Annotated in this window: 15 protein-coding genes; 9 read left to right on the top strand and 6 right to left on the bottom strand. The window is 72.9% G+C overall.

Annotated features, from left to right (window positions below):
• The first annotated feature begins 1 nt into the window (after window position 1).
• Complete coding sequence (locus tag ACZ63E_RS31405) at window positions 2-1,021, top strand: ABC transporter substrate-binding protein (RefSeq protein WP_465339756.1); 1,020 nt, start codon at window positions 2-4, stop codon at window positions 1,019-1,021.
• A 10-nt stretch (window positions 1,022-1,031) separates the two neighbouring features.
• Window positions 1,032-1,241: an MbtH family protein gene (locus ACZ63E_RS31400; protein ID WP_465305384.1), complete on the top strand. Its 210-nt coding sequence runs from the start codon at window positions 1,032-1,034 to the stop codon at window positions 1,239-1,241.
• Window positions 1,242-1,281: 40 nt separating this feature from the next.
• Here ACZ63E_RS31400 and ACZ63E_RS31395 read toward each other — a convergent pair whose 3' ends face one another.
• On the bottom strand, window positions 1,282-1,890 hold the full coding sequence (locus tag ACZ63E_RS31395; protein ID WP_465339754.1) for a dihydrofolate reductase family protein: 609 nt from the start codon (window positions 1,888-1,890) through the stop codon (window positions 1,282-1,284).
• 75 nt (window positions 1,891-1,965) lie between these two features.
• Here ACZ63E_RS31395 and ACZ63E_RS31390 point away from each other — a divergent pair, with 75 nt between their 5' ends.
• The gene (locus tag ACZ63E_RS31390; RefSeq protein ID WP_465339752.1) at window positions 1,966-2,823 is read left to right on the top strand and encodes a LysR family transcriptional regulator; all 858 of its coding nucleotides are present in this window, start codon (window positions 1,966-1,968) and stop codon (window positions 2,821-2,823) included.
• Here ACZ63E_RS31390 and ACZ63E_RS31385 read toward each other — a convergent pair.
• Genes ACZ63E_RS31385 through ACZ63E_RS31375 form a run of 3 tightly spaced genes read right to left on the bottom strand, consistent with a single transcriptional unit; the run spans window position 2,754 to window position 7,156 of the window.
• Window positions 2,754-4,574, bottom strand: coding sequence for an ABC transporter ATP-binding protein (locus tag ACZ63E_RS31385; RefSeq protein WP_465339751.1), 1,821 nt, complete (start codon window positions 4,572-4,574; stop codon window positions 2,754-2,756). The genes ACZ63E_RS31390 and ACZ63E_RS31385 overlap by 70 nt on opposite strands.
• A complete protein-coding gene (locus ACZ63E_RS31380) occupies window positions 4,571-6,241 on the bottom strand; it encodes an ABC transporter ATP-binding protein (protein ID WP_465339750.1) in 1,671 nt (556 codons plus the stop codon). The genes ACZ63E_RS31385 and ACZ63E_RS31380 overlap by 4 nt, the downstream gene beginning before the upstream one ends.
• Window positions 6,242-6,295: 54 nt before the next feature.
• Window positions 6,296-7,156: a DMT family protein gene (locus ACZ63E_RS31375; protein ID WP_465339749.1), complete on the bottom strand. Its 861-nt coding sequence runs from the start codon at window positions 7,154-7,156 to the stop codon at window positions 6,296-6,298.
• Between the two features lie 44 nt (window positions 7,157-7,200).
• On the opposite strand from ACZ63E_RS31375, the gene ACZ63E_RS31370 reads away from it, so the two are divergent.
• The gene (locus ACZ63E_RS31370) at window positions 7,201-7,713 is read left to right on the top strand and encodes a DinB family protein (RefSeq protein ID WP_465339748.1); all 513 of its coding nucleotides are present in this window, start codon (window positions 7,201-7,203) and stop codon (window positions 7,711-7,713) included.
• Between the two features lie 443 nt (window positions 7,714-8,156).
• Complete coding sequence (srmL, locus tag ACZ63E_RS31365) at window positions 8,157-9,269, top strand: PheS-related mystery ligase SrmL (protein ID WP_465339747.1); 1,113 nt, start codon at window positions 8,157-8,159, stop codon at window positions 9,267-9,269.
• A gap of 2 nt (window positions 9,270-9,271) precedes the next feature.
• On the opposite strand, the gene ACZ63E_RS31360 is transcribed toward srmL, so the two are convergent.
• Complete coding sequence (locus tag ACZ63E_RS31360) at window positions 9,272-9,841, bottom strand: hypothetical protein (protein ID WP_465339746.1); 570 nt, start codon at window positions 9,839-9,841, stop codon at window positions 9,272-9,274.
• A gap of 45 nt (window positions 9,842-9,886) precedes the next feature.
• On the opposite strand from ACZ63E_RS31360, the gene ACZ63E_RS31355 reads away from it, so the two are divergent.
• Complete coding sequence (locus tag ACZ63E_RS31355) at window positions 9,887-10,597, top strand: MBL fold metallo-hydrolase (protein WP_465339745.1); 711 nt, start codon at window positions 9,887-9,889, stop codon at window positions 10,595-10,597.
• Here ACZ63E_RS31355 and ACZ63E_RS31350 read toward each other — a convergent pair.
• Window positions 10,581-11,342: an IclR family transcriptional regulator gene (locus tag ACZ63E_RS31350; RefSeq protein ID WP_465339743.1), complete on the bottom strand. Its 762-nt coding sequence runs from the start codon at window positions 11,340-11,342 to the stop codon at window positions 10,581-10,583. The two genes, ACZ63E_RS31355 and ACZ63E_RS31350, sit on opposite strands and share 17 nt — an antisense overlap.
• Before the next feature lie 124 nt (window positions 11,343-11,466).
• On the opposite strand from ACZ63E_RS31350, the gene ACZ63E_RS31345 reads away from it, so the two are divergent.
• From ACZ63E_RS31345 to ACZ63E_RS31335, 3 genes are all read left to right on the top strand, one after another.
• On the top strand, window positions 11,467-11,703 hold the full coding sequence (locus ACZ63E_RS31345) for an acyl-CoA dehydrogenase family protein (protein WP_465339742.1): 237 nt from the start codon (window positions 11,467-11,469) through the stop codon (window positions 11,701-11,703).
• Window positions 11,704-11,805: 102 nt separating this feature from the next.
• Window positions 11,806-12,618 carry an acyl-CoA dehydrogenase family protein gene (locus tag ACZ63E_RS31340; protein WP_465339741.1) on the top strand — a complete coding sequence of 271 codons (813 nt, stop codon included), beginning with the start codon at window positions 11,806-11,808 and terminating at the stop codon, window positions 12,616-12,618.
• Entirely contained in the window at window positions 12,615-14,651 is a 2,037-nt protein-coding gene (locus ACZ63E_RS31335) for an acetate--CoA ligase family protein (RefSeq protein ID WP_465339740.1), read from the top strand. The genes ACZ63E_RS31340 and ACZ63E_RS31335 overlap by 4 nt, the downstream gene beginning before the upstream one ends.
• Window positions 14,652-14,703 lie beyond the last annotated feature (52 nt).

Here is a 14,703-nt window from a genome sequence, read left to right as displayed (position 1 = left end):
CATGTCCGTGTTTCAAGCCGGGTTCGGCCGTCGTGGCTTCCTGATCGGGGCAGGTGGCCTCGCGGCGACCGCGGTCCTCACCGCGTGCGGCAGCGGCGGCGACAAGCCGGCGGCCGCCGCCTCGGGGCCGTGGGAGTTCACCGACGACCGCGGCCAGAAGGCCGCCCGCGACCAGCGGCCGTCCCGCGTCGTCGCCTACGCCAGCTCGGCCGCCGCCCTCTGGGACTACGGCGTCCACCCGCTGGGCGTGTTCGGCCCGCAGAAGACGGCCGACGGCGGCAAGGAGATCCAGGCCGGCAACATCGACCTGAACGCCGTCACTTCGATCGGCAACGCCTGGGACGACTTCAGCATGGAGAAGTTCGCCGCGCTCAAGCCGGACCTGGTCGTCACCGGCCTGACCGGCGCCAAGCCGACCGACCTGTGGGTGCTCAAGGACGACCTCGGCCCCAAGGTGCAGGCGATCGCGCCGATCGTCGCGATGTCGGAGTACAAGGTCACGCTGCCCAAGGTGATCGAGCGCTACGAGCAGCTCGCCGTGGCGCTGGGCGGCGACGCTAACTCCGCGGCCATCAAGAAGGGCAAGGACGACTTCCAGAAGGCGTCCGACGACCTCAAGGCCGCGCTCAAGGGCAAGCCCGGGCTCAAGGTCCTCGTCGTCTCCAGCGACAAGGACAACCTCTACGTCTGCAAGCCGGAGTTCTTCTCGGACCTCGCCTACTACCGCGAGCTGGGCATGGACATCGTCGACGGCGCCGGCCCGGACGAGTACTTCGAGACGCTCAGCTGGGAGCAGGCCGGCAAGTACCCGGCCGACCTGATCCTGTCCGACAGCCGTACCTTCGCCCTGTCGCGCCAGCAGCTGGGGGCGATCCCGACGTGGGCGCAGCTGGCCCCGGTGAAGGCGAACCAGGTCGCCGACTGGTCGACCGAACCGCGGTTCAACCCGGTGCTCGCGGCCCCGGTCGTCCAGAAGCTGGCCGACGTCGTGAAGGGCGCCCGCACCGACATCACCGCCTGAGGAGGCTCCCGTGACCAACCCGTTCGAAGACCCCGACGGCACCTACCTGGTGCTGGTCAACGCCGAGAACCAGCACAGCCTGTGGCCGGAGTTCGTCGACGTCCCGGCGGGCTGGACGGTCGCCTTCGGTCCCGCGGGCCGGCAGGCGTGCCTGGACCACGTCGAAGCGAACTGGACGGACATGCGGCCGAAGTCCCTGGCCGACGCCATGGACGACTGAGCACCGCGGCGCCGGGAGCCCGCCCGGGTTCCCGGCGCTGTCAGTGCCGGACGTGGTAACGCAGGTGCGTGACCGACTTCGCGGCCCGCGCGTCGATCTGCTCGAGGTCGAGCGGCGGGACGCCGTCGAAGAGCCGGGACCCGGCGCCGAGCATGAGCGGGGCGACGTGCAGCCGCATTTCGTCGATCAGCCCGGCGGCGAGGTACTGGTTCACGGTGTGGGCGCCCCCGTGGATGGAGATGCCCCCGTCGCCGGCCGCCTCACGGGCGCGGGCGAAGGCGGCCTCGATCCCGTCGGTGACGAAGTGGAACGTGGTGCCGCCCTCCATCGGCTGCGGGTCGCGCGGGTGGTGCGTGAGCACGAAGACCGGGCCGTGGTACGGCGGGTTGTCGCCCCACCAGCCGGTCCAGGGCCGGTCCCAGTCACCGCGGACCGGGCCGAACATGTTGCGGCCCATGATGAACGCCTTGGCGGTCATCATCCTCGCGAACTCGTCCGGGTGCGTCTCGGCGCCTTCGCCGAACCAGGCGTGCAGCTTGTCGCCCCAGCCGTCGCCACCGTCGTCGCCGAAGGGGCGCTGTTCGGTCTGGTTCACCCCGGCGGCGTAGCCGTCGAGGGAGATCGTGAGGTCGCAGGTCACCGTCGTCATGGGCACCAGCTTGGCGGGCCGGACCCATGGCGTCCAATGCCAAACCGGGCGCCGACACATTGATAATGTTGATGAATGCTGAACCTGGTCCAGCTCGAGGTGCTGGCCGCGGTGGCGCGGCACGGCTCGGTGACCGAGGCGGCGCGTGAGCTGCACTATTCGCAGCCGTCGGTGAGCCACCACCTGTCCCGGCTGGAGGCCGCCACCGGCGCCCGGCTCGTCCAGCGGGTCGGCCGCGGCATCCGGTTGACCCCGGAGGGCAGGCTGCTGGCCCACCGGGCCGCGGAGATCGTCGGCCGGGTCGACGCGGCCGCCACCGAGCTGGCGTCGCAGGTCGGCCTGCGGGCGGGGGTGGTGCGGCTCGCCGCCAACGCCTCGACGCTGGCCACGATCGTGCCGAAAGCTGCCGAGAAGCTGGCGCTGGTGCATCCGGGACTCCAGCTGAGCCTCGTCGACGAGCACCCGGTCGAAGCGCTGCGCATGCTGCGCCACGGCGAAATCGACATCGCGGTCGTGTTCAACCACGTCGCAGGCCCGGGCGAGGAGGGCTTCCGGCTGCGTCACCTCGGTGACGATCCGATCCACCTCGTCACCCGGGAACCCGGCGACCGCCTGGAGAACCACCGCGACTCCGGGTGGATCGGCGGCTGCGCCCGGTGCCGGGAAGAGCTGGACACGGTGTGCGAGCGGGCCGGTTTCACCCCTCGCATCGCCTCGCTCAGCGACGACATGGTCGTGGTGCAGTCACTGGTCGCCGCCGGCGCGGGTGTCGCCATCCTGCCCGGCCTCGCGCTCGAAGCCCACCGCCGTCCCGGCATCCACACGACGGAGACCGGCGTCAGCCGCCGGATCCACGCCGCGACCTACGGCGATCCGCCCGATCCGCCCGCCGTCGCGGCGGTGCTGGACGCGCTCGCCGAAGCGACCGGGTGACCGGCACGCTGCCCTGACCAGGCCGCCCAGAGCGTCGCGTACTGACCTCCGGCAGCGACCAGCTCGTCGTGCGTCCCGGACTCCACCACGGCGCCCGCGTCGAGGACCACGATCCGGTCCGACGCCGCCGCCTGGGTGAGGCGATGCGCGACCACCAGCGCGGTCCGGCCTTCCAGGGCTGCGGCGGCCGCGGCTTCCAGCACCCGCGACCCCGCGCTGCCCGCCTCGGCCGTGGCCTCGTCGAGGATTGCGATCGGCGGGTCGGCCAGCACCAGGCGGACCAGGGCCAGCTGCTGGGACTGCGTCACGGTCAGTTGGTGACCGCCTTCGCCGACCACCGTCGCGAGGCCGTCCGGCAGACTGTCGACCCAGGTCAGCGCGCCCACCTTCGCCAGCGCGGCCCGCAGCTCGGCGTCGGTCGCCGCCGGGCGCGCGAGGCGCAGGTCGTCGGCGAGCGGGCCCGCGAAGACGTGGACCTCCTGGCTGATCAGCGCCACCGTCCGGCGGGTGGCTTCGGGGCCCAGCTCGTCCAGCCCGACGCCGCCGAGCGTGACCGAACCCGTGTCGGTGCGGTGGATGCCGGCGATCAGCTTGGCCAGCGTCGTCTTCCCGGCCCCGCTCGCGCCGACCAGCGCGACACGTTCACCGGGCGCGACGCCGAGGTCGATGTCCCGCAGCACCGGATGACCGTCCACATAGGAGTAGCCGGCCGCCGCCGTCTTCACCGACGCGTCGGCCGGACGCACCGGGTGCGCGGGCTCCGCTTCCGCGGGCAGGTCGGCCACGCCGATGAGCCGCGCGAGGCTGGCCGCGGCCGCCTGGGCGTCGTCGACCAGCGCGAGCGCCGTCGTGATCGGCCCGAAGAGGCTGTGGAAGTACAGGGCCGCCGCTGTCGCGACACCGACCGTCACCGCGTCCGCCCCGACGAGCAGGAACCCCATCGCGAGCACCGCCGACAGCCCGACGAACTCCGCCAGGTTGAGCCGCGCGTAGAACCGCGTCACCAGCCGGATCCCGCGCAGCGCCAGGTCGACGGCCGTGTCGGACCGCCGGCGCACCCGGTCGAGGTGGGTGTCGGCCAGCCGGAACGCGCGGACGGTCTTCGCGCCGCCGATGGTGTCCAGCAGCTGCTGTTGCTGGGCCCCGACGGCCTCGCGCTGGCTGGCGTACAACGGCTTCGCGCGCGGCACGTACCAGCGGACGGTCCACAGCTGGATCGGCACGGCCACCAGCGCGGCGAGCAGGAACCGCCAGTCGAGCACGGCCAGCGCGCCCAGCGTGAGCAGCACCGTCAGCACCGAGCGGCCCAGTTCGGGCAGCGCCTGCCGGACGCCTTCCGCGACCACCGAGACGTCGTTCGTCACGCGGGCGGTGAGGTCGCCGGAGCCGGCTCGCTCGAGCTGTTCCAGCGGCAGGCCGAGGGCGCGCTCGACAAACCGTTCGCGCAGCTCGGCCAGGATCGTCTCGCCGAGGCGCGCCACCATCGAGACGCCGATCGCCGTCGCGACCGCCTGGGCGAGCGCGACCAGCACCAGGCCGACGATGGGCGTGACGAGATCGCTCGCGGGGTGGCGCGTCGCGACGAGGTCGACCACGCGGCCGAGCAGGGGAGCGGTGAGCAGGCCGATCGCGGTGGCGGCGACGAGCATCGTGGCCGCGGCGGTCGCCCGGCCCTTGGATCGGCCGAGCAGCTCGCCGACGACGGCGCGGATCCGGCGGCCGTCGGCGACGGGGAGGAGTTCGCGGGTCATGACAGCACCACCGCCCGGTAGTCGGCGCGACCGGCCAGCTCGCGGTGGCTGCCTTCGCCCGCGATCCGCCCGTCGTCGAGCAGGACGACACGGTCGGTGGCGGCCAGCAGCGCCGGGCTGGTGGTCACGAGGATCGTCGTGCGGCCACGCCGCAGCTCGGCCAGGCCCGCGGCGATGCGGGCTTCGGTGACGGTGTCGACCGCGGTCGTCGGGTCGTGCAGCACGAGCACCGGCGCGTCGACGGCCAGCGCGCGTGCCAGCGCGACCCGCTGGCGCTGGCCGCCCGACAGCGACCGCCCGCGTTCGGTGACGGCGGTCGCGACGCCGTCGGGCAGCGCGCTCGCCACCTCATCGACGGCGGCCGCGGCCATCGCCTCGCTGCTGCGAGGCCCGGTTTCGACGTTCTCGGCGAGCGTCCCGGCGAACAGGTCCGCGTCGTGCGCGGCGACCAGCACCACCTCCCGGACCCGGCTCGGGTCCACAGTGGACAGGTCGACCGAGTCGACCGACACCGAGCCGGCCGCGGGATCGGCGGCGCGGCCGAGACAGTCGAGCAGGTCGGTCGCGGCGGCGGGGTCGGTGGCGACCACCCCGAGCAGCTCGCCCGGCCGTGCTTCGAAGTCGACCTCACGCAGGGCGCCGCGGCTCAGCGCGGACAGCCGCACATGGCCGCTCGACGGCTCGGGCAGCGTCGCGGAACCTTCGCCGACCGCGGGCGGCGCGGTGAGCACGTCGGCGATGCGCCCGGCCGAGGCCCGGCCCTGCGCGAGCTCGCCGTTGACCCAGGCGAAGATCGAGAACGGCGTGATCAGGTACTGCGCGAGCCCGACCGCGGCGACCAGGTCGCCGACACTGATGTCGCCCGCCGCGGCGAGGTTGCCGCCGACCAGCGCGACCAGGGCGATGAAGATGCCGGTGAGGCCGAGCAGCGCGCCGTTGTGCCAGGCCTGGGCGCGGGCGGCTCTCAGCGTCGCCCTGAGTGAGTCCTGGCTGGTCCGCCGGTAGCGGTCGACGGCCGCGCGTTCCGCGCCGACGCCCTTGAGCACCCGCAGGCCCGCGACGAGGTCCGTGGCGATGCCGGAGGCGAAGGCGGAGCGTTCCTGCTCCGCCTCGCTGCGGCGCTCGAGGGGTTTTCCGACGAGGTGCGCGAGGTAGAGCATCGGCGGCGTGCCGAGCAGCACCAGCAGGCCGAGCGGTACCGACATCGTGAGCAGCACGACGGCGCTGACGAGCAGCCCGGCGAGCCCGGCGACGGCGAACGGCAGCACGCTGTTGAGCTGGCCGACACGCTTCGCGTCCGACGTCCCGATGCTCACCAGCTCACCGGCGAGGTTGCCGGACTCCGCGCCGCCACCGGGGTGCAGCACGCGGCGGCCGACGTCGAGCCGCAGGTCGTGGGCGGCGCGTTCGGCGGCGCGTTCGCCGAAGCGGGCGCCCAGGCGGTAGCTGGTCGACAGGCCGGCGAAGATCACCGCCAGGATCGCCAGCCAGAGCAGCAGCGTGCCCACCGACCCCCCGGCGACCGCCTGGTCGATCACGACGCCGATCACCACCGGGACCAGCGCCTCACCGCCTTGATGGCCCGCGGTCAGCAGCGACGCGAGCGCCACCGACTTCCGTTGCCCGGCGATCGAACGGCGGAGGACTTCCCGTCCGGTCGTGCTCACCCGCGCCTCCCTGTCCAGCTCTATGGATAGGTAAGGCTAGTCTAAGTAAGGAACTCACGGGGAAACGGTCGGCTTCGTCTCAGTTCGCGATTCGGTCGCCGGCTCCCCGAACCGGGCGAGCGCCAGCGCGGCCAGCACGGCGAGCGCAAACCCGGCGATCGCGACCACGACGAACCCGGGCCGCGTCCGGTCGCCGAGCGCGAGCACGCCGACCAGCGAGGGGAACACCGTCTCGCCGAGCACCATCATCGCGGTCGAGGTGGTGACGCTCCCGCGTTGCAGGGCTGTCGCGTAGAACAGCATCGCGAGCCCGCCCGCGACCGCGACGGTGTAGGTCGCGGGGTCGGTGAGCAGGTCCAGCGGCGCGAGGCTGGGGATGATCCGCCCGGAGATCGCGACAACACCGAAGCAGAGCCCGGCGACGAGCCCGAGCGCGGGTGTCCGCACCCGGCGTGGCGCCTTCCCCGCAGCAACCCCGGCGCCGGCCAGCACGACCACCGCACCGATCAGGACCAGCCGGAACCCGAGCCCGACGGGGTCCGACCCCTCACTTTCCGCGGCGGCGCCGAGCAGCGCGAGCCCGGCGCACACCACGGCGATGGCGGCCCACTCCCGCCGTCCGAGCCGGACACCGAGGAACCGTGCGGCGACGGCGGTCACGGCGAGGCTCGCGGCGAGCGCGGCCTGCACGACGAACAACGGCAGCACGTGCAGGGCGACGATCTGCGCGACGAAGCCGAGGACGTCGAGCGACAGCCCGAGCACGAACTTCCACTGGCCGAGCACGCGCACCAGCAGTTTCGGGTCGACGCCGTCGCCGCCCGTCTCGGTCGCCTGCGCGGCGACGGACTGCATCACGGACGCGACGCCGTACGCACATGCCGCGCCCAAGGCGCAGAGCAGACCCCACCACATGCCGATCACTCTATTTTGTCGGACCCGTGGGGTAGGTTCCGGTCATGTCGAACACGAGTTCGAAGACGCATCGGTCGTGGCCTGCCCCGCTGGCCACCGACGAGCTGCGCCTCCAGCTGGACTTCCTGCAGTTCCTCCGTGCGACGGCGGTGAACAAGGTGGCGGGCCTGACCCGCGACCAAGCGGCGGCGACCCCGCTGCCGACGTCACCCCGGTTGAGTGCTCTGGGGGTGCTGAAGCACCTGACGGCGGTCGAGCGGTGGTGGCTGTCGATCGAGGCGGGGGGAGTGGACCTGCCGTCGCTGTGGGTGGGGACACCGGACCCGAGCTGGGATTTGGCTCCTGAGGACACTCCGGCGTCGGTGGTGGCGGCGTATCGCGCGGAGTGGGCCCGGGCGGAGAAGTCGCTGCGGAGGTTGGGCCCGGACGACAAGACCCGGCGGCGGTCGGAGTTCACGGTGCGGTGGGTGGTGGCGCATGTCGTTCAGGAGACTGCGCGGCATGTGGGGCATTTGGATGTGCTGCGGGAGTTGGCGGATGGGGAGGTGGGTGAGTGAGGGAGGGGTGAGGTTGGGGCGGCTGCTGGGTGGGCCGGTTCGGTTGGTTGGGCGGGGTCGCTCGGTCGGCGGGACGGCGCAGGCGAGGTTGCCCTGCGTGCGCGGGCGCGGTGGTTGGGCGGGGTCGCTCGGTCTGTTGCGCGGCGAGGACAAGGCGGCGGTGCGCGCTTGTGCGCGGCTGACGTGACCTGCGGTCGTCGCGGAAAATCGCGTGACCGGCTCGCTAACCTGACTCCGTGGCCGTCGTCGCGGGATACCGCCGATTTACCGGCCCTCTGGCCCTTTCCGGGTGCCAGCGGGGTTTCGGTGCCACGCGCGCGGCGGGCGCTGCCTGAACGGCGCCCGTCCGATCCGCCACGATCGCCGTTGCACCGACCTGCCGGGTGTCCGGGCCAGGGGGAGCGCATCTCCCTCAGCCGACCCGCACGCTCCGGAGGTCCGTCATGCCCGCAACCCTCACCCGCGCCCAGCTCATCCGTGATCTCGCCGTCCGTGATCTCACCGATCCGGCCGCCGGGCCGCATGCCGTCCAGCTTGTCGTCGATCGCGCCGTCGCCGTGGTGGCCGGCCGGTGGGACTGCGCCGTCCGGCGGTGGCCCGGCGACCGCGTTGTCACGGTCGCCGACAACTACGACAACCTCGGCTACGACCCGGCCGACGTCACCCGCGACGCGCGCTACACCCGCTACGTCGACGGCGGCCACATGCTGCGCAGCCACTCCAGCGCGATGGTCCCGGCCGCGCTGCGGGCACTGGCCGCGAGCCCGGCCGACGACGTCCTGCTCGTCTGCCCGGGCGTCGTCTACCGGCGCGACAGCATCGACCGGCTCCACAGTGGCACCCCGCACCAGCTCGACCTGTGGCGCCTCACCCGCCGGCCGCTGAGCCGCGCGGACCTGGAAGACATGGTGACGTCGTTGCTGAAAGCCCTGCTGCCGAACCGGAACTGGCGGCTCGAGGACCGCCGCCATCCGTACACAGTGGACGGCGCCCAGCTCGACGTCGACCACGACGGCGAGTGGGTCGAGATCGCCGAGTGCGGGCTCGCCCACCCCGCTGTCCTCCAGCGCGCCGGCCTGCGCGACGGCTGGTCGGGCCTCGCGCTCGGCCTGGGCCTCGACCGGATGCTGATGCTGCTCAAGGGCGTCCCGGACATCCGCCTCCTGCGCTCACCCGACCCGGCGGTCGCCGCGCAGCTCACCGACCTCGCGCCCTACCGGCCGGTGTCATCGCTTCCGCCGGTCCGCCGCGACCTGTCCATCGTGGTCGCGGCGGACGACCGCGCCGAGGACCTCGGCGACCGCGTCCGCGAGGCGCTCGGCGAAGATTCGGCCGTCGTGGAGTCGGTAGAGATCCGTCAGGAGACACTGTGCGCGCAGCTGCCACCGCGGGCGCTGGCTCGCCTCGGCGCCCGCCCGGACCAGAAGAACCTGCTGGTGAGGCTGGTCCTCCGCCCGCTGGGCACCACGCTGTCCGACCACGAGGCGAACGTCCTGCGCGACCGCGTCTACGCGGCCCTGCACCAGGGGAGCGCCCACCAGTGGGCGGCGGAGTGACGTCAGTGCGCGATCAGGTCGTAGAGGAAGTTGACGCCGACGCCGAGGGGGATCGAGAAGAAGAGCCCGGCCAGGAAGAACAGCCACTGCTGCCGCTTCGCGGGCTTCTCGGCTTGAGCCCGGGCACCTTCGATCGTGCTGGCGACGAGGTTCTTCACGGCTTCGGCCTCGTCGGCGTGCAGCGCGGCCAGCCGCCGGTTCTCTTCGGCCTCCCGTCGAATGCGGTCGAGCGCCGCCGTCCGGAGGCCGAGTTCGGCATTGATCTCGTCCATCAAGACGGTCGACTGCTTGAGGTTCGAGCGCAGTGCTTCGATGCGATCGGCGAGGCTTTCCTTCGGGACCGCGGCCGTTGCCGCAGCGGAAGCGGACCTCTGGTCCCGCCGGGCAAGGTAGGCCGATCCCCCGGCGAAAAAGAGACTGACCAGGGCGGCGATCCAGGAGATGGGCTCGAGTGAGTCGGCGACGAAGGCGGTCAAGCCGACGGAGGGGACGGGACCGGTCACGGTGATCAGGTCGTGCTCGCCGCCGCGGTGTTTCACCAACCCGATGCCCGTTATCGCACTGTTGCCCACCGGGCACCGCCCGGCGCTCGGACCCCTGCCCCGTAGGGTGTGGCCATGGCAGATCGGCTCTACTTCCGGCAGCTGCTCGCCGGGCGGGACTTCGCTGTCGGGGATCCCGTGGCGACGCAGATGGTGAACTTCGCCTACCTCATCGGCGATCGGGAGACGCGGGACGCGGTGCTCGTCGACCCGGCCTACGCCGTCCAGGATCTGCTGGGGGTCCTTGAGGCCGATGGGATGCGGCTGACCGGGGTGCTCGCCACGCACCACCACCCCGACCACGTCGGCGGTGACATGATGGGCTTCTCGCTGCCCGGCATCGCCGAGCTGCTCGCCCTCCAGCCGGTGCCGATCCACGTCAACGGGGCCGAGAGCGAGTGGGTCCGCCGGGTCACCGGGGTGTCCGACTCCGACCTGCGCGCGCACGACCACGACGACGTGCTCGAGGTCGGCGGCATTCCCATCCGGCTGCTGCACACGCCCGGGCACACCCCGGGCAGCCAGTGCTTCCTCGTCGAGGACAAGCTCGTCTCGGGGGACACGCTGTTCCTCGAGGGCTGCGGCCGCACCGACTTCCCCGGGGGTGACGCCGAGGAGATCTACCGCAGCCTCCAGGCGCTCGCCGGCCTGGCCGGGGATCCCGTCGTCTACCCCGGGCACCAGTACTCGGCCGAGCCGTCGGCCGCGCTGTCGGAGGTGAAGCGCACCAACTTCGTCTACCGGCCGCGGTCGCTGGACGAGTGGAAGGTCATGTTCGGCGGCTGACGGCGGTCTCGATCGAGGCCGCCGCCTTCGTCGCCAGCTCGCCCAGCGCGGCCAACGACACCGTGGCCGTCAGCGCGCCCCACACGCTGACCACCGCCAGCGGCCGGCGCCGCCGGTCGAGCACGGCGGCCGAGACCCCGTACAGGTTCGTCTCCATCTCGCCGACGCTCAGCGCGTACCCCCGCTCGCGCACGCCGCCCAGCTCGGCGCGCAGCCGGTCGCGGTCGACGATCGTCGAGTCCGTGTAGCGCGTCAGCTCCTCCGGCAGCAGGTTCGCGACCTCCGACCAGGGCAACGCGGCGAGGAACGCCTTGCCGGTCGACGTCGCGTGCAGCGGCGCCTGCCAGCCCAGCCAGCGCGCCGAAAGCACCGCCGACGGCACGGCTTCGTCCACATAGGTCAGTCCGAACTGCCGTGGCACGGCCAGGTTCGCCGTCTCGCCCGTCTGCTCGGACAGCGAGACGACGGTGTCGTGCGCGCGCCGCACCAGGCCGTCGACGCCGGCGCCCGCGGCCCAGCGGTCGGCGGTCAGGCCGATCGTGTAGCGGTTGCTCGCCGGGTCGCGTTCGAGGACGCCGTGGTGTTCGAGGGTGGCCAGCAGCCGCCACGCTGTCGCGCGGTTGAGGCCGCACTGCTCGGCGAGCGTCGCCGCGGTCTCGCCGAGCGGGCCGGCGTCGGCGACCGCGTCGACCAGCGCGACCGCCCGGTCCACCGACTGGACGCGCCCGGTTCCCTTGTCCTCCATGCGGGTCCTCCCTCGGCGGGCAGCCTAGCGAGCGCCCGTTCGGACGCTTGACGGCTCACCGCGCCCGTCCGTACCGTCGCGCATTACGAACGAGCATCGCACATTATGCGACGGAGGTCTTGGCATGCACTTCGCCCTCACCGACGAGCAGCGGATGGTCGCCGACACGGTCGCCGCCTTCGTGCGGACCGAGCTCTACCCGCACGAAGACGAGGTCGAACGGCTGGACGAGGTCCCCGCGGAGCTCGCCGCGCAGATCCGGAAACGCGCGCTCGAAGCCGGGCTGTACGCGCCGAACATGCCCGCCGACGTCGGCGGGGGCGGCCTCGACGGGGTCGGGGTCGCGCTCGCCGAACGCTAGCTCGGGAAGGCGTCGTACGCCCTCCATTCGCTGGTCGCGCGGCCGAGCAACATCCTGCTCGCCTGCGAAGGCGCGCAGCGCGAGGAGTACCTGCTGCCGACCGTGCGCGGCGACCGCACCGACTGCCTCGCGATGACCGAACCCGGCGCCGGCTCCGACGTCCGGTCGATGACCACCCGCGCCGTCCGCGCCGGGGGCGACTACGTCATCACCGGCGGCAAGCACTTCATCAGCCACGCCGACGTCGCCGACTTCGTCATCCTCTTCGCGGCCACCGGCGTCGAAGACACCGGGAAGAAGCGGATCACCGGGTTCCTCGTCGACCTCGACACGCCCGGCGTGACCGTCCGTAAGGCCGCGTGCTGCGTGTCCAACCGCGGGTACCACACGTGCGAGCTGCTCTTCGACGACGTCCGCGTGCCCGCCGGGAAGCGGCTGGGCGAGGAGGGCCGCGGCTTCGACCTGATGAACGAGTGGCTCGGCTCGACCCGGCTGTCCGTCGCCGCCACCTGCGTCGGACGCGGCCGGCGCGTGCTGGACATGACCACCGAGTGGGCCGCCCGGCGCGAGCAGTTCGGGCAGCCGATCGGGCGCTTCCAGGGCATCGCCTTCCCGCTGGCCGACCTCACCACCGAGCTGGAAGCGGCGGAGCTGCTCACCCTGCGCGCGGCCTGGAACTTCGACCAGGGGCGGCTGAGCGACCGCGACGTCGCGATGGCCAAGCTGTTCGCCTCCGAGACGCTCGGCCGGATCACCGACCAGGCTATCCAGGTCTTCGGCGGGCTGGGCCTGATGGCCGAGACGCGCGTCGAGCGGTTCTGGCGCGACGCGCGGCTCGAGCGGATCTGGGACGGCACCAGCGAGATCCAGCGGCACATCATCGCGCGGTCGCTGCTGCGCCCGCTGGGCGCGTGAGCGCCGGGCTGCGCCGCCTGCTCGCGCCGCGGCACGTGGTGGTCGCCGGGGGCGCGGCGGCGGCCGAGGTCGTGACGCGCTCGCGGGCGCTCGGCTACCCCGGCGAGATCTGGCCGGTGCACCCGCGCCGCGCCGAGCTCGCCGGACTGCCGTGCTTCCGGTCGGTGGCGGACCTGCCCGCGGCGCCCGACGCGGCGTTCCTCTCCGTGCCCGCCCGGTCCACAGTGGACCTCGTCGCCGCGCTGGCCGCGCGCGGGGCCGGGGGCGCCGTCTGCCACGCGTCCGGGTTCGCCGAAGCCGGCGACGCCGGCCTCCAGGCCGAACTGCGCGAAGCGGCCGGGAACCTGCCGGTGCTGGGGCCCAACTGCCTCGGTTACGTGAACTACCTGGACGGCGTCGCGCTGTGGCCGGAGCAGCACGGCGGGACGCGGGTCGGCCGCGGGGTCGCCGTGCTGAGCCAGAGCGGGAACGTCGCGCACAACCTGTCCATGCACCGGCGGTCGCTCCCGCTGGCCTGCCTGGCGACCGTCGGGAACGCCGCCGTGACCGGGGTTCCGGAGCTGCTCGACACCCTCGCCGCCGATCCCCGCGTGACCGCGATCGGCCTGTACCTGGAAGGGATCGACGACCCGGCGGCGCTGTGCGCGGCCGCAAGACGAGCCCTCACGCGGGGAGTGCCGGTGGTCGCCCTGAAGGCGGGGACGTCGAAGCTCGGCGCCCGCGCGACGGCGAGCCACACCAGCGCGCTCGCGACGTCCGATGTCCTCGACTCTGCGTTGTTCGCGCGCGCCGGGATCGCTCGTGTGCGCAGCCTGCCGTCCCTCGTCGAGACGCTCAAGTTCCTCCACGTCCACGGCCCGCTCGCAGGCACGTCGATCGTGTCGGCGAGCTGTTCGGGCGGGGAAGCGGCGCTGGTCGCCGACGCCGCGGCCGGGCGCGGGCTCACCCTGCCGGACTTCCCGGCCGCCACCCGCGAGCGCCTGGCCGGAGTGCTCGGTGACCGCGTGGCCGTGGCCAACCCGCTCGACTACCACACCTACATCTGGGGTGACACGCCCGCGCAGGAAGCCTGCTTCACCGCACTCCTGACCGCCGGCGCGGACCACCACCTGCTGGTGCTCGACGTCCCGCGCGAGGACCGCTGCCGCACGGCCGAGTTCACGTCCACAGTGGACGCATTCGTCGTCGCGCACCGGACGACGGGCGCCGCGGCGAGCATCGTCAGCACCCTGCCGGAAAACCTGCCGGAACCCCTGGCGCAGCGGTTGCTCGCCGCGGGGATCACTCCGATGCAGGGCCTCGGGGACTGCCTCGACGCGGTCGCGGCGGCGGCCGGGATCGGGCGGGCCCGCGCCCGGCCGGAGCCCGGCCCCCTGGCCGTTTCGAGCGCACGAGGGCCGGTGGTCCAGCTCGACGAGTGGCAGTCCAAAAAGGACTTACGGGCCTGGGGCCTGCCGGTGCCGGAAGTCGTGCTCACCGACGCTAACGGAGCCGTCGACGCGGCCGAAGCGGTGGGCTTCCCGGTGGTGCTCAAGGCGGTTTCGCCCGCACTGGCGCACAAGACCGAAGCCGGTGCGGTCCGGCTCGACCTGCGTGACGCCGAAGCCGTCCGGCTCGCGGCGAAGGAGCTGACGACGATCTCGACCCGGTTGCTCGTGGAGCGGATGGTCACCGGCGTGGTCGCCGAGCTGCTCGTCGGGGTGCGCGCCGACCCGCGGTTCGGGCTCGCGCTCACCGTCGGCAGCGGCGGCACGCTCGTCGAGCTGGGCGCCGACACCACGACTGTGCTGCTGCCCGCGACGCGGGACGACTTCGCGGCCGCCGTCCGCGGGCTGAGAGCGTTCCGGCTGATCGCGGGGCACCGCGGCGGCCCGCCGGGTGACTTCGAAGCCGTGCTCGACGCCGTGGAAGCCGTTGCCGCATACGCCCTTTCGGCGGCGGAGTGGCTGGTCGAACTGGACGTCAACCCGCTGCTCGTGCTGCGGCAGGGTATCCGGGCCGCGGACGCCGTGGTCCGCCGTTCCACGGGCTGAAACACCGGTTGTTCACGGACTGGGAGTGACCGTCCACGGATTGACTTCCCCT

This window comes from Amycolatopsis sp. NPDC104819, from assembly GCF_055583145.1.
This window is presented reverse-complemented; position numbering and strand designations above follow the sequence as displayed.

Excerpts from the sequence above, each read along its gene's own strand:
- ACZ63E_RS31385 (WP_465339751.1), bottom strand. The coding sequence starts at position 4,574 with ATGACCCGCGAACTCCTCCCCGTCGCCGACGGCCGCCGGATCCGCGCC.
- ACZ63E_RS31375 (WP_465339749.1), bottom strand. The coding sequence starts at position 7,156 with ATGTGGTGGGGTCTGCTCTGCGCCTTGGGCGCGGCATGTGCGTACGGC.
- ACZ63E_RS31355 (WP_465339745.1), top strand. The coding sequence starts at position 9,887 with ATGGCAGATCGGCTCTACTTCCGGCAGCTGCTCGCCGGGCGGGACTTC.
- ACZ63E_RS31370 (WP_465339748.1), top strand. The coding sequence starts at position 7,201 with ATGTCGAACACGAGTTCGAAGACGCATCGGTCGTGGCCTGCCCCGCTG.
- ACZ63E_RS31345 (WP_465339742.1), top strand. The coding sequence starts at position 11,467 with ATGCACTTCGCCCTCACCGACGAGCAGCGGATGGTCGCCGACACGGTC.
- ACZ63E_RS31350 (WP_465339743.1), bottom strand. The coding sequence starts at position 11,342 with ATGGAGGACAAGGGAACCGGGCGCGTCCAGTCGGTGGACCGGGCGGTC.
- srmL (WP_465339747.1), top strand. The coding sequence starts at position 8,157 with ATGCCCGCAACCCTCACCCGCGCCCAGCTCATCCGTGATCTCGCCGTC.
- ACZ63E_RS31395 (WP_465339754.1), bottom strand. The coding sequence starts at position 1,890 with ATGACGACGGTGACCTGCGACCTCACGATCTCCCTCGACGGCTACGCC.
- ACZ63E_RS31405 (WP_465339756.1), top strand. The coding sequence starts at position 2 with ATGTCCGTGTTTCAAGCCGGGTTCGGCCGTCGTGGCTTCCTGATCGGG.
- ACZ63E_RS31390 (WP_465339752.1), top strand. The coding sequence starts at position 1,966 with ATGCTGAACCTGGTCCAGCTCGAGGTGCTGGCCGCGGTGGCGCGGCAC.